This window comes from Barnesiella sp. (assembly GCF_022723415.1).
Classification (GTDB): Bacteria; Bacteroidota; Bacteroidia; order Bacteroidales; family Barnesiellaceae; genus Barnesiella; species Barnesiella intestinihominis.
In genome coordinates this window covers 50,944-65,413 of the sequence record NZ_JAIJHU010000010.1, presented here as the reverse complement: position 1 = coordinate 65,413, position 14,470 = coordinate 50,944, and the positions used below count along the sequence as shown (strand labels likewise).

The 14,470-nt window shown below is 46.7% G+C and carries 7 protein-coding genes; all 7 read left to right on the top strand.

Going from position 1 to position 14,470, the window contains the following annotated elements; translation table 11 throughout:
• Nucleotides 1–100 precede the first annotated feature (100 nt).
• The 7 genes from QVD32_RS03715 (at nt 101) to QVD32_RS03685 (ending at nt 14,454) form a co-directional block, all read left to right on the top strand.
• The gene (locus QVD32_RS03715) at nt 101–3,175 is read left to right on the top strand and encodes a SusC/RagA family TonB-linked outer membrane protein (protein ID WP_250794352.1); all 3,075 of its coding nucleotides are present in this window, start codon (nt 101–103) and stop codon (nt 3,173–3,175) included.
• Between the two features lie 12 nt (nt 3,176–3,187).
• Nucleotides 3,188–4,861 carry a SusD/RagB family nutrient-binding outer membrane lipoprotein gene (locus QVD32_RS03710; RefSeq protein ID WP_021891811.1) on the top strand — a complete coding sequence of 558 codons (1,674 nt, stop codon included), beginning with the start codon at nt 3,188–3,190 and terminating at the stop codon, nt 4,859–4,861.
• Between the two features lie 43 nt (nt 4,862–4,904).
• On the top strand, nt 4,905–5,735 hold the full coding sequence (locus QVD32_RS03705) for a hypothetical protein (RefSeq protein ID WP_008861335.1): 831 nt from the start codon (nt 4,905–4,907) through the stop codon (nt 5,733–5,735).
• Nucleotides 5,736–5,752: 17 nt separating this feature from the next.
• A complete protein-coding gene (locus tag QVD32_RS03700; protein ID WP_118687383.1) occupies nt 5,753–7,405 on the top strand; it encodes a PKD domain-containing protein in 1,653 nt (550 codons plus the stop codon).
• 69 nt (nt 7,406–7,474) lie between these two features.
• Entirely contained in the window at nt 7,475–10,234 is a 2,760-nt protein-coding gene (locus tag QVD32_RS03695) for a family 10 glycosylhydrolase (protein WP_287710149.1), read from the top strand.
• A gap of 66 nt (nt 10,235–10,300) precedes the next feature.
• Nucleotides 10,301–11,758: a hypothetical protein gene (locus QVD32_RS03690; RefSeq protein WP_287710148.1), complete on the top strand. Its 1,458-nt coding sequence runs from the start codon at nt 10,301–10,303 to the stop codon at nt 11,756–11,758.
• Nucleotides 11,759–12,015: 257 nt separating this feature from the next.
• Nucleotides 12,016–14,454, top strand: coding sequence for a phosphodiester glycosidase family protein (locus QVD32_RS03685; RefSeq protein WP_287710147.1), 2,439 nt, complete (start codon nt 12,016–12,018; stop codon nt 14,452–14,454).
• The last annotated feature ends 16 nt before the right edge of the window (nt 14,455–14,470 follow it).

Here is a 14,470-nt window from a genome sequence, read left to right as displayed (position 1 = left end):
GTTGATTTAAACCACGAAAAACAAGAATCAACCATGATTAATTCAAACAAATTATAAACGAGTATTTACTAACCTTGATTATTAACAAACAAGCAGTATTATGAGAAGACAGGTGCTACTTCTGTTATTTTCCTTATTTGCTATAGTAGGTTTCGCTCAACAACGCACCGTAACGGGGACCGTTGTATCTGCCGAAGACGGACTGCCCGTTATCGGGGCATCGGTCCATGTCAAAGGCACCTCACAAGGAGCGACGACCGACTTAGATGGGAAATATTCTATTAAAGTCAATGAAAACGCAAGCCTAACATTCAGTTACGTGGGTATGCAACCGAAAACGGTGCAGGTTGGAAATCAATCTGTCATCAATGTAACTTTAACCTCGTCATCGACACAATTAGACGAGGTTGTCGTAACAGCGATGGGTATTCGGGAAGAAAAGAAAAAACTGAACTTCGCCGTCCAGAGCCTAAATGCCGACGAAGTTACTGCTGGACAATCGGCAAACTTCGTAAATTCTTTACAAGGGAAAATTGCCGGTGTGCAAGTATCAGGGAGTGGAGGTTCACCCAATTCCAGTTCCCAAATCATCATTCGTGCGATTTCGTCCATCAACTCAGGACAAAATAACGAGCCCTTGTTTATTATCGATGGAATGCCTATGCGTGGAGGCGGTTCGTCGGCCGGTGACATCAACCCGAACGACATCGAAAACATGACCGTATTGAAAGGTGCTGCTGCATCGGCATTGTACGGCTCGGAAGCAGCCAACGGTGTAATCCTAATCACCACGAAAAGCGGTAAAACCGGACAGATCGTCGTGAACGGTAGTGCCAGCGTACAAATCGACAACAGCGTAAGAATCCCTAAAATTCAACAGAAATATGCTCCGGGAAATCTCGGTTTCTATAAAGAAAACTCCGTAAGCGGAGGTTGGGGTCCTCTTCTGAAAGAAGGAGAAAGAACCTACGATAACGTCGGGAATTTCTTGGGAACGGGATTATATCAAAAATACGATGTGAACGCTTCGGGAGGAACAGACAAATTCACAGCTTATGCATCGTTCAACTACACTTCTACCGACGGTGTTGTCCCCGAAGATTACAAGAATCGCATGGGTGCTTTGTTAAAAGCAACTTTCACCCCTTCGAAATGGGTAAAAATCAATGCATCATTAAATTATATCGATACGAAATCCCGTTCATTCGGCAATAGCATGAGTTCTATCTACACTTGGCCTATCAACAACGATATGCGTGTGTACAAAACGCCATTGGGAAAACCGGTTTACAGCATAGAAGACGGTGGTCGTTACGACAATTGGAATGCCCTTACAGACGCCGATAAAATTGCAGCCGGAGTAAGCCCTTATTGGGGACGTTACGAAGACGGAGGGGAGACACAATCTTCACGTACCATCTTAAACGGATCGATCGAATGGACTCCCATAAAGGATTTGACCTTCACCGGTAAAATCGCATACGACAAAGGATACACAACTTCCGACGCTTACGCCAAACCACGTTTCGATAAAGACGAACTGGACGAGAGCGTTATTTCCAAATATCTCTACAAATTCGGTTCTTATAAATTCGAACCCAGCCGCAGCGAACTACTCACGGTACAGGGATTGGCCACATACAAAGTAGATTTGTTCAAAGATTTCAGCATGAACCTGTTGGCCGGAGCCGAAATCATGATCAACAAAAGCTATGAAGCCACTATGGCGGGACAGGAGTTCGTATTGGAAGGAGACTATTACAGTTTCAACAATACGAATACCGAAAACTGGCTGAAAACGGGCGACTATCCCATTTCCTACTTCCGCTCCAAGAAAAACAAATACGGGTATTTCGGAGAATTGCGATTCGACTATAAAGGAATCGCCCAATTAAGCGGAACAGCCCGCTACGACGGTTCCTCTACCTTGAAACAAGCCGAAAAATCTTCTTACTTCTATCCTTCGGTAACGGCAGGTTTAATTTTCAGCGAATTGTTCCACATCAGTAACGATTGGTTCAGCTATGGTAAAATACGCGGAAACTGGGCACAAGTCGGGAAAGATGCTACTCCCAACAAATTTACCAAAGCCTATCGGGAAGCCTCTACATTCCCCGACGGAGGATATAGTGTCGACCCAACAGCTTCTTATGCCATTACGCTGGAACCCGAAATGACAAAGTCGTGGGAAATCGGAGCCGATTTAAGATTCTTCGACAGCCGCACCCGTTTAGATGTAGCCTACTACTCGACTACGGTAAACAACCAAATCGTAACCGTGAGAGTTTCACCTTCATCGGGAACTATTCTACAAGTCCGCAACGAAGGTAGTATCGAGAATCACGGCGTGGAGGCCACATTAAGTCAAGACATTCTTCGCAGTAAAGATTTCGAATGGACCGCCAACCTCAACTTCGGGTTGAATCGGGGTGTCGTAAAATCGTTACCCGAAGACGTGAGCGAAATTCAAGGGACACAGTTCAGCGATATCTATACTACCGCCTATCTAAACGGTTCGACGACGGGTATTTCAGGCAAGGACTATATGCGTGCTCCCGACGGACAAATACTTATCGACGAGGACGGATATCCCATTATCAACCCGGCCAAGAGCGTATATATCGGTAACCGCGAGCCCGACTTCCTGATGGGATTGAGCAGCACGTTCCGATGGAAAGACTTGACTGTATCGTTCTTACTGGACGGACGTGTAGGAGGAGACGTATATAATGGAACCGCACGCTCGCTCTTTACCAACGGTATGCACAAATCGTTGGAGAACTACCGTAACCGCGAAGTAGTCGTAAAAGGTGTAGTCGCACAACCCGACGGAACTTATGTACAAAACAACAAGCCTATCATTTTGAATCAGACCAACCTGAATACCTATTTCTATGGCGTAAGCTCCAATTTTATCGAAGACGGTTCTTATCTCCGACTGAGTTACGTCACCGTAGGATATGATTTCACACGGTTCTTGAAAAAAGGGAATCCCTACATTAAAGGATTGAGAGCTTCCATTACAGGCCGCAATCTCTTCCTGTTGACCAAATATTCGGGTTCTGATCCGCAAATTTCAACTTCGGCAGCCTACGGTACAGGAACGATGGGTATCGACAATATGTCTATCCCGGCCACCCGCAGTTTCAATTTCACTATAAACGCAACATTCTAACATCAAGGAACCATGAATAAATATAAAGTTATCATATTATCGTTGTTAATCAGTTTCATGGGCGCAAGTTGCGAAGACTGGTTGTACGACAACGTCAACGAAGATGCCGCTCATGAGGTTCTGCCCCAACAGGTATTACCTGTCGTGCTGTTCTACTCGGCTCAACTTCAATTCGACCATGCCGAATACGGCGCTTATCTGACCCAAACATTGACTACCGGCGGACGTAACCAAACGTCGAGTTTCGCATACAAATCCGGCTGGGGCGATTTCCTGACGATGAACCGTCACCCGCAATGGCGTCGCCACTTCTACGATATCGGTGTCAATGCCAAAGAAATCATCGACGAGGCTCACGAAGCACAAGCGTGGAATCTGGAACTCATCGGCCGTACCCTTCGGTTAATGTCCACCCAAATGACAACCGACCTATTCGGAGACATGCCTCGTTCGGAAGCCTATGAATCGAACAGTCCGCACTACGATACGCAAGAAAGCATCTACGAGTGGATGAATCAAGAAATAGAAGAGCTGATAGGCATGTATGAAGATCCCACTTATACCGAAGCCGCGACCAATATACCTATCGATCAATCGATCGACCGTGTCTTCGCCGGAGACCTAAATAAATGGAAACACTATACCTACGCCTTAAAAGCCCGGTTATTGCTTCGCAAATTGCCGAATTGGGAAAACAATGCGGCGACATGCCAAGCCATCATTACAGCTGTCAACCGGGCACTCGAAGGTTGGGAAGATGTACTTTATCGTTTCGACGGCGGTAACGGAGCCCAAAATTCTCCGTGGGGCGAAGCCTTCGGATCGACCGAACAAGGAGGTCTCGGCTGGGAAGGACGTGGCAACATGTTGAATTCGGCTGTTCCTACCAAATATTTCATGGAAAATATATTGGGCGTATTCGAATCGCATAACAACCTGAAAGGCTGGGCGGAAGATCCTCGTATCCTCGCTTTCATGAGTGCACGGCCGGGACCCTCGGGAACAAGCGATTCCGGTACTGAAATGCGTTATCTCGATACCAATATCGGTATGGACGTTTCCTACAAAGTGGATAACTACCCCACCTTGTTCCCCGAAGTCGACGGCAAGAAAGTTTCGGTCTATACGCAAAACACAGGTTATGTTCCCCTCTTCCTCGAAGAAGAACTCCTGCTTATCAAAGCCGAAGCTACTTATTGGAGCGGCGATAAGCCGACGGCCCGTTCATTGACCATGCAAGCTGCCGAAATTAATTTCGACCGGTTCAATCTTTCCTCGATTTATGGAAGCAGTTATACCCGCTACCGCAATAACTATCTGGGAAATGAAACCGGAACAGGAAACTACGTAACTACCTACTTCCCTGCCGACGGATTCAACATCGGGCACATCATGCGTCAGAAATATGTTTGCCTCTATCTGCAACCCGAACAATGGACCGATATGCGTCGCTACAATTACAGTTGCGAGGAGAACGGAATACAATATGACAACACCTATGTATATCCCGGATTAAAACGGCCCAATAATATTTATGAAGCTCATTGGGGAGACGATCCCAAAGCATGGATCAACCGTATCAACTACGACCCCGAAACAGAAGAAAAATACAACAAAGCCGAATTGGAAAGACTGGGCGCATACAAAAACTATCAATGGTTGCGCAAACCTATGATCTGGCAATAAATAGAAAAGAATCGAAGTATTACAACAAATAATAACACTCGATATGAAAAACAAAGTAAAAATAGCGTCTCTTCTGCTGGCAATCGCCGGATTATCGGGTTGCGAAATCAACGACCCTGTAAACGATTGGGCAGACTTGGGACAACAAACCGCATACGTTTATTGGGAGCTGAAAGATGCCGTGAACGCCGGTAGCGACCTCGATTTCAGAGTTTACTATTATGCCGACGGCAGTACGATAGAGAAAGCCCAAGTTTGGTATGGAGTGAGCAGTACGATCAATCGTGCCGTTACATGCCCATACATCAGTTACACCTATACCGAAAGCGAGACCGACGAAGTAGTCGCCTCGCATTTGGTGAAAGAGTTCGATCCTCAAACCGTGTCGTGGGACGATGCTAAGTCGTCCTACATTCTCGACGCCACTTTCCCGGTCTCCTCTTCATGGGCTAGCGTGACATGGGCCAGTGTAGGAAGTTCCGATTTTACCGAAACTTTATTCAAGACCTATTATCCCGGCGATTACGAGACCAACTTCCGGGAGGCTCTAACCACTCAAATAGAGACCGATTACCACGGGAACATGAAAAAAATCGTTGTCGATGGATTCATGAAAATGACCGAAGAGGAATATGAGGCTCTCTTCACGAAAACGACCAACGAAGCCAACGAAGAAGTATATGAAATCACCGACGAGAATAAAGCCCGGCTCGATGGCATCGTTGCAGCTCTAACCACGCCCGAACTCATCTTCGACGGCAAAGAATACGGAGTAAACTACAATTGCACCTATACGTTGAGCGCCAAATTCCAAGTAAGCGACTCCAACGGTGTGATAAGCAATACCGATATTAAAAATATTACTGTCAACTAATAGAAACGGAAAGAACAATGAAAGCATTAAGAAATATAAGTTTGACGGTTGTCTTGTTGGCTTCGTTATCTGCTTGTGTGGAAAACGATCCCACTTACAATGTATATCCCAGTGACGATGTAGCGTTTACCTACCACATCACGAACGAAGGATACGAACTCGACTATCTGGTAGGTTCCACCATACAGTTTACCAATACATCGGCCATCTCGGGTACATGTACTTGGGACTTCGGCGACGGGGAAACTTCGACCGACGTTAATCCTACCCATACATACAGTTTACCCGGACAGTACGAGGTAAAATTGACCGTAGGCGACGACTATACGACTCGTCCTTTGCTTATCAACGACATTAAACCTACGATCGTCGCCAAAACGGAAGATGATAGAATATGTGTCATCAACGACGTCGAAGTGACTTTGGAAGTGACCTTACGAAATCCGGCCGCATCGGAAGAACCGGAATATACATGGGTATTGCCCGAAGGAACGACCTTGCTCGATCACCCGGAAATAACAGGTAATACCTATACCGGCGAAAATCCGGGCCGATTAGTCTTCAAAAACATAGGTTCGCAAACCATCACGTTGAAAACCACTCTCGGCGGACGTGCGCTCCAAGATGTAAAAGCCAATGTACAAGTAGGTACGCCCAATACATCGAAAACGCTCTACTATGCGGTAAAAAGTGGAAACGTAATGGCCTATAAGCTGGATTATAATGTTCCTGAGGGAAGTAATAACTCTCCCTTCGACTTAGGCGTAAAAGCGGGAGCTCACCCTCTGAATATGCTGTTCCATAATGAAGTTCTATTCGTGCTCGACTGCGGTACACAATTCTCGTATGTCAACGATGAAGATGGAACCCGGGGTGACGGAAAAATTACAGCGGTAGCCAAAGACGGGAGCAGTATGGAAACCGTTCTCTCCAATGTCGGTAACGCCGCCTTCAACGATCCTTTCTACGGTTGGATAGACAACGAACAAATCTATTTCGCCGACCGGAATACAGGTATCCGACGCATTGGTGTCAACGAACGTAACTTGGCACTCAGCACCAGCGATGCCAAATACGATTATTTCGTTCAGAACAATCGGCTCGAATATTACGGCAACCCGTGGCAATACGGTGCAATGAATGCTTGCTTCGCCAAAGTGGACGGGTTGTGGTATTGGGGCAAAACATACGGCGGAGGCGGTATCTTCCGTTTTGCAGAAAGCGATATCAGCCCTGTGGACATCAGTCGAGGAACCAACCCTCCCTATGCTACGATTTTCCCCGATGAATTCGTGAAATCGTTCGTGATAGATGCCACCAATCAAATTTTATATGCCGTCATTCGAGACAAAGGACTCTATGCCGTTCCTTTAACAGATATTACGGCCAACGACGCGACAAAGACCAACACGAAAGCCGAGAGCAAATATCTCGTAGCGAGCTTCAAATCGGACAGCGAAGGAAGCGTAGGAGAATATGTCGATGTCTGTCAAATGGTACTCGACAGCTCCGACGGTTCGGTTTACTTCGGACTCCGTGCCGAAGAAGGCAGCTCGGAGACATCGGGAGTAAAACGCTGGAATCCCACGACGAAAAAGCTGGAAACTATCGTATCGGGGGTCAATGTCTACGGTATAGCGCTGAACAACGAGTTATCGAACCTATTCTAAAACAAAAGCCTGATAATTTTCCGCCGGTCGGTTAGACCGGCGGAAAAAAAATATCTTAACTAATTAGATATGAAATACATCGCAAAAATAGCAATTGTACTGTTTACCTTTTGGTTAGCGATCCCGACAGTCGCTCAAACTCCCAAAAAAGAGGTCAGAGCGTTCTGGTTATCGACCGTATGGAGATTGACGTGGCCGAAAACTACCGTTATCTCGAACACCGGAAATGCGCAAGAAATCCAAGAACAAAAAGACGAGTTAATCATGTTGCTCGACTCGGTAAAAGCAGCCAATGCCAATACCGTTTATTTCCAAGTGCGCGGCCGTTGCGATGCGATGTATAAATCCTCTTACGAACCGTGGTCGAGCGACCTCGTAGCGACACGAGGAATGGACCCGGGGTACGACCCCTTGCTGTTTGCTGTCGAAGAGGCTCACAAACGGGGTATCGAAATTCACGCATGGTTCAACCCCTACCGGTATGAGAGCGTACTGCACCAATGGGACGGAACGCCTCAAAATTATCGGGAATCTCACCCGGAATGGCTCTTAGACTATTCGGACGGTTCTATCTTGAATCCGGCAATGCCGGAAGTGAGAGACCATATCACCGCCATTATTCAAGAAGTCGTACAAAACTACGACATCGACGGTGTTGTCTTCGACGACTATTTCTACATGTCGGGGACGACCGACGACATGGACGACGAATTATACCAGCAATCCAATCCCGACAACCTCTCTCGGGCCGACTGGCGACGTCAGAATGTAAATAAACTGATCGCTCAGGTCTACCGAATGATTCAATCGGAAAAACCTTATGTGCGATTCGGTATCTCTCCCGCCGGTGTATGGTGCACCGATGCCACAATAGCCGAGCGATACGGCGTTACTCCTACCCCGGTAGGTTCCGACTGGGCGTACGACGATATCTTCTGCGATCCTATGGCATGGATACAAGAACACTCTATCGATTACATATCGCCGCAAATCTATTGGACGATAGGATCGAGCAGCGACTACACGCTTATCGCCGAATGGTGGAGCCAAATCGTAAGGCAATTCGGTTGTCATTTTTATTCGAGCCATTCGGCATCCGATTTGAGCTCGGCCAAAATGCCATCAAAATACGGAAAAACGACAACCGGTACGCTATCGTTCGATCTAAACGGAGAAAAAGTTTCTTCCAAAACGCTCTCTCCCATCGAACGGAAAACAGCCGAAGAAAACGAATACATCGTCGATGGCGCAACCGCTTCGTTCAAAGGCTCCGAACTGGTCAATCAAATTAAAGTAAACCGCACATATGACGAAACGGGAGCCCCGGGAAGCGTATTCTACAACATGCGCAAGGTAACCCATACTTCGGGAATGCTCTCCTTGTTGCGGTCGGACGTTTATAAATATCCGGCTCTGATACCGGCCATCAGCTGGAAAGCGACCTCCGATCCCGGATTAGTATCGAATATCGCTTTCACTAACGGTCAATTATCATGGACGGGAGCAGAGGGTATGCGATACGCCGTATATGCCGTACCGGAAAATGCGATACAAACGACCGCTTGCCGGGACGCCCGCTATCTGTTGGGGCTCTCATACAGCACCGACTATTCCATACCGACAGTTTATCGCACGGGGTATACATACGCTGTTTCCATCGTCGACCGTTACGGGAACGAGTATGCACCCTTGTTCATGGGAGCCACGACAGGTACAAGCGCAGCCGTGACATTAAACACTCCGGTAAACAATGGTACGGCCATAGGCAACTACGAGTTCACGTGGAGCAGTGTCGCCGATGCTTCCTATTATATAGACATTGCCCGCGACGATTTATTCACCGACCTCATACTCTCGCGGGAAACTACCGGTACTTCTTTCCCTTCGAGCTATCTGCCCGACTTGGAAAAAGGGACTTATTACTGGCGGATTCGTACACGAAAAACCAACTGTTCGGACGGTATCTCTGCCGTATATGCATTCCAGTCCGGTCCGTTCGAAATAGAATCTCCGACCAAAGGAGCCACCGAAGTGTCCGTCACGCCTTCTATCACTTGGACCGAATATCCAAACGCTACGGAATACCGACTCGAAATAAACAAATACGACGACTTCCGCTCTATGGGTAAAGTTCTCGACCAACGATATAACGAAAACTCCATTACCCTCCCCGAAGGCGTATTGGTAGGAAATACGAAATATTACGCACGCGTAACCGCATACGCAGGCTCGACAGAAAGTATCAGTAAAACGACGAATTTCACGACAGAATCGAAAGAGCCGTCCATACCGGTCATTCTATATCCCACGCAGGGAGCGACGGTCGAAGCCACGTCCTTACAAGTACGCTGGGCAGAAGAACCGTTCGCCAGCACCTTCCGTATCGAATTACACACCAACGACCAGTTTACCCCGATACGAAACGTAAAAAGACAGACTGTAAACGCATTCACTTACGAAACGGAATTCGACAACTTGACCGACGGTACATGGTATCTGCGGGCCCGCTCGGAATACATAGGAGGCGAAACGGAATATTGCGATACAATATCCTTCACTTTCAAAAATTCATCGGGTATGGAAACTCTCGAAAAGAGGGGTAAATGTTATGTCATACAGGGTGAGAATCCCGCTCTCGTCGTAGGAAACGACGCACGTCACATAACGGTCGATGTAGCCAACTTATCCGGACAAATTATCGGGCGTTTCGCCGATATGGAAAATCCGGCAGCAGGAGACCGTATCGAATTGAGCGGGCTTGTACGTGGAGTCTATGCGGTCATCGTCCACATCGACGGAAAAAGAGAGATATTGAAATTGATTCACTAACAATCTGATATATTGAATTATGCAATATAATTTTTCATTTATTTATTCATTTAATTTATTTTTATCATGAAAAGATTATTACTTGGGATGGTTGCTGCATGTATGGCAACATCGATGGTCGCTCAAGATCCGGCGACGTATGAAAAAGCAGGTGAATACACATTGGAAAACTTGTGGATGAAAGCTGCCACTACCGGGAATAATATGGGAGTAGCCGATCAGTTAGGTGGAGCTAATGACTCCCGTGGTATGACAGTTAAAGGAGACGAAATGTTGTTTGCGTACAGAGCTACTTTTACGGGTATCAAAATCTATGATTTGAAAACCGGAGATAAGAAACGTGATGTTCAATTCGACACAGAAAAGTTTAAAATCACCTACACTTATACCAAAATCGATACTATCGTAAACACTCCCGGCGACACGACATTCCAACAGACACCAATGGAAGAACAAAAAACGCCCGGATTCCTTTGCAACGATATTCAGGTAGACGATGCCGGAAACGTAGTTGTATTCAACATGTCCACTGCATTGAACGGCGAAGCTATCGGCGTTTGGAAAATCGACATGACGAGCGGAGAGCCCACCAAAGTAATGGAATTGGCCAACAAAGATGGTCTGCTCGACGGCTATCGTGTCGACTATTTTGCCGTGAAAGGCGATGTTACGAAAGATGCTATCCTCATGTTCCCGGTCAGCAGCGGGAAATATGTGATTCGTTGCGATATTAAAGACGGACAATTAGCCGGGCAAACAGGTGACTATGAAGGTTATAATTTCAAAGTTATCGAAATCAAATCCTATTATCCCGCAGAAGCTGTCGATAACGGAACCGGACCTCGTGTTTCAATCATCGATAACGACTACTTCTATTTGGACGGCTTCAATAGTGCAGCATCTCTCTACGACATGAGCGGTTCTTTGATCGAAAGCGTAGGTGATGCCCCCGAAGAATGCGCTATCAAAAACGTAGGAAACAACGGTATCTCTGAATTTACATTGAACGACAAACCTTTCTGCGCATACGTAATTTCCAATACGGCCACGACTCCTGCCCAAGCATGGAATATTATCGAAATGGGCGAAGGTCCTACTTTTGCCGGTGCAACTTATTACTGGACATTCCCGCAAGGTGGTATGGGCGATATTTCGAACCCTGTTCGTACCGCATTGCCCCGTATCGCCAAAGTAGCCGACAAAAACGGTAAAGAAGCTGCTTATATCGCTGTCTACGCATCGGGTAGCGGAGCTGCCGTTTACAAAATGACTCCCGACGGATATGACAATAACTCGGAATCGGGTATCGCTAATATAGCTACCGACAACGTGAAGATATTCGTAAGCGGCGATGCCATTTATTTCTCTGGCATGGCAAACGCTGTCGTTTACAACTTCGCCGGACAAAAAGTAATGGAAGCTGCCGGTGTACAATCTATGGCCGCTCCTGCCGCCAAAGGCATTTACATTGTAAAAGCGGTTATCGACGGTGTCGAAAAAGTTCAAAAAGTCGTTGTGAAATAAGCCCTTCGCACTAAGCGACATTTAAATCTATTTCTTAGAGGAAGGGCGGTATATGGCTATATATCGCCCTTCCCTTTACCCTTCCCTATATAAAAGTTCAAAAAATATTCAATCTGCCTATCGTATCTCAAAAATAAATGAAACTCCGAAAAACGGGAGATTCGAGGATAGGATTTGAAAAAGAAACTGAAATTCATTCTATCTATATCGATTAAAACATTTCTAAACCAATCCATTTGTATTAAACGGTTGCCCCTATGAAAAAGATTTTTACACTTTTCGCAATTTTTGCTTGTTTACCCATACTGCTCAGTGCCAAAGGCCCGGCAGTCATCGGTGGCAGCACCTACACGGCCGATACCCTCTCTCATTACAAAGTAGGTCCCGGAACCTATTACACCGCCATTCATTTCTATGGTCCCAAAGACATGAGAGCCTTTTATTTGGAAATCGACGCTACCAATCCTTATCTCTCCTTCCAATCGGTCTTGGGTCGGGATTCGTTGGTTACGTGCGAAGGCATTACCAACATGGCCGCCCGAAAAAGCAAAGAAGGCAGCCGTTATTTCGCCGGTACGAATGCCGACTTTTTCGCTACTTCGGGAGCTATCGGAACTCCGGTACACGGATGTGCGGTAGAAGGCCAATTGGCGAAAGTTCCCGTATCTTCGGGCCCTCAAACATCTTTCACGACAAACGACGAATGCTTCATCTCGTTCGTCACTTATGCCGGTGAACTCACCCATAACGAAACCACATATACCATACACAACGTAAACGGAAGCCGAAGTACCGATCAATTAGTACTCTACAACCGTTATGTCGGGAATTATACTCATACCAATGCTTACGGATATGAAATACCGGTAAGTCTCGCAGACGGAGAGAAATGGGGGCTGAACAAGACCGTGAAGCTGAAAGTGGCAGGTACAGGTTCGGCTGCCGGAAACATGGCTATCGCCGAGAACGGAGCCGTATTATCGGGGCATGGAACGTCTGCCGACTTTTTGCAAACCTTGCAACCCGGCGATGAACTGGAAATAAAAATAATGCTCCAACTCGAAGACGGCAGTTACCCCGACATTAATTGCATGGTAGGCGGGGACCGTAAAATATTGGAAAACGGAGAAGTTCTCGAAACCGATTGGGCAGAGCTCCACCCGAGAACGGCAATCGGTTACTCGGCAGACCGTAGCAAAGTGTACATGCTGGTAGTCGACGGACGTCAAGGCGGATATTCCGATGGCGCTACGACCAAACAAATGGCCGACATGATGAAATTCGCCGGAGCCGCCAATGCCATGAATCTCGACGGCGGCGGATCAAGCGGTATGTATATCGAAAAATACGGACAGGTGAACAGTCCCAGCGACGGACACGAACGCGCTGTCAGCAACGGTATTTTCGTGGTATCGAATGCCCCGGACGACAATACCGTAGCCGAAATCTTATGCACTTCGGCCTACTACTCTCTCCCCAAAAACGGCATATTCACCCCCCATTTCATGGGATACAACCAATACGGGTATCTGATAGATACCGATTTACAAGGCGTTACATTGCGTTGCGACGAGTCTCTGGGATATATAAAAGGGACCGACACATTCGTAGCTTCGGGTGACGGCAAAGGAAAACTATATGCGACTTACAATGGCATAGAAACCTCCATCGATATAGTCATCAACGAGCCGCAAGGTCTTACGCTTCGACTCGATTCGGTCATCAACGACGGGCTTTATGAATATCCCATCGAAGTAACAGCCATCGTTAACGGAGAGAGTATGCTCATTTCTCCCGATGCATTTTCATGGACCGTTCAAGACCCGACGATATGTACTGTCACTGAGGGACTTTTAAAGGGCATCGCGAACGGTAAGACCGATATATATTGCCGTCAAGACGACTTTACCGACACGCTATCGGTAACCGTACAAATTCCCGACAGGCGCAACAGAGCGATAGACGATTTCTCGGATGCCTCGTCATGGGACATCACCAACTCGGCATTGAAAGACATATCGATCGTACCGACAGCACAGGGAACAGAATTGCGATATACATTCAGTTCAGGCCGCGCTCCCTATCTGCAAATCGCCAAAGACATTTACCTGTACAGTCTCCCCGACTCCATGCGAATCACGCTCAACACCGGAGCGACCCAAGTGAGTAAAATAGCACTGTCGATGAAAAACAATGCATCGAGTACTTCCACATTGACCGAATTCGAAAATATACCCCAAAATACCGACCATGTTATCTCGATTCCCATGAACGGATATTTCGAAAACTACCGCGACATGTCGTTATATCCCGTGAAATTCCAAAGTCTGAAATTATTTATCCTCGGTTCGTCTCAAACGGTAGGGAACCCATATACTATCGCACTCAAAGAATTTTCGCTCATTTATGACGGTATCACGGTAAACGTATCGAATCCCGAAATAGCTTCCTTGCTGCGGGTTTACCCCAACCCTGTCGAAGCAGGCGAATCTCAAATACATTTCGTTTTACCCCAAAATGCCGATGTAAACTGTGAATTGTACAACCTCGGCGGGCAGCTTCTAAACCGAGTAGAAATGGGACAAACACCGGCGGGAGAAATTACCCTGCCGATAGGTAATTTGGCGAGCGGGACTTACCTACTGAAAATATATCGTAACGGAATCGCCGATAGCGTGAAAATCATTGTCAAGTAAAAAAATCAATATAAAA

What these genes read in the sequence shown, in the direction of transcription:
- QVD32_RS03715 (WP_250794352.1), top strand. Translation starts at nt 101, where the DNA reads ATGAGAAGACAGGTGCTACTTCTGTTATTTTCCTTATTTGCTATAGTA.
- QVD32_RS03710 (WP_021891811.1), top strand. Translation starts at nt 3,188, where the DNA reads ATGAATAAATATAAAGTTATCATATTATCGTTGTTAATCAGTTTCATG.
- QVD32_RS03705 (WP_008861335.1), top strand. Translation starts at nt 4,905, where the DNA reads ATGAAAAACAAAGTAAAAATAGCGTCTCTTCTGCTGGCAATCGCCGGA.
- QVD32_RS03700 (WP_118687383.1), top strand. Translation starts at nt 5,753, where the DNA reads ATGAAAGCATTAAGAAATATAAGTTTGACGGTTGTCTTGTTGGCTTCG.
- QVD32_RS03695 (WP_287710149.1), top strand. Translation starts at nt 7,475, where the DNA reads ATGAAATACATCGCAAAAATAGCAATTGTACTGTTTACCTTTTGGTTA.
- QVD32_RS03690 (WP_287710148.1), top strand. Translation starts at nt 10,301, where the DNA reads ATGAAAAGATTATTACTTGGGATGGTTGCTGCATGTATGGCAACATCG.
- QVD32_RS03685 (WP_287710147.1), top strand. Translation starts at nt 12,016, where the DNA reads ATGAAAAAGATTTTTACACTTTTCGCAATTTTTGCTTGTTTACCCATA.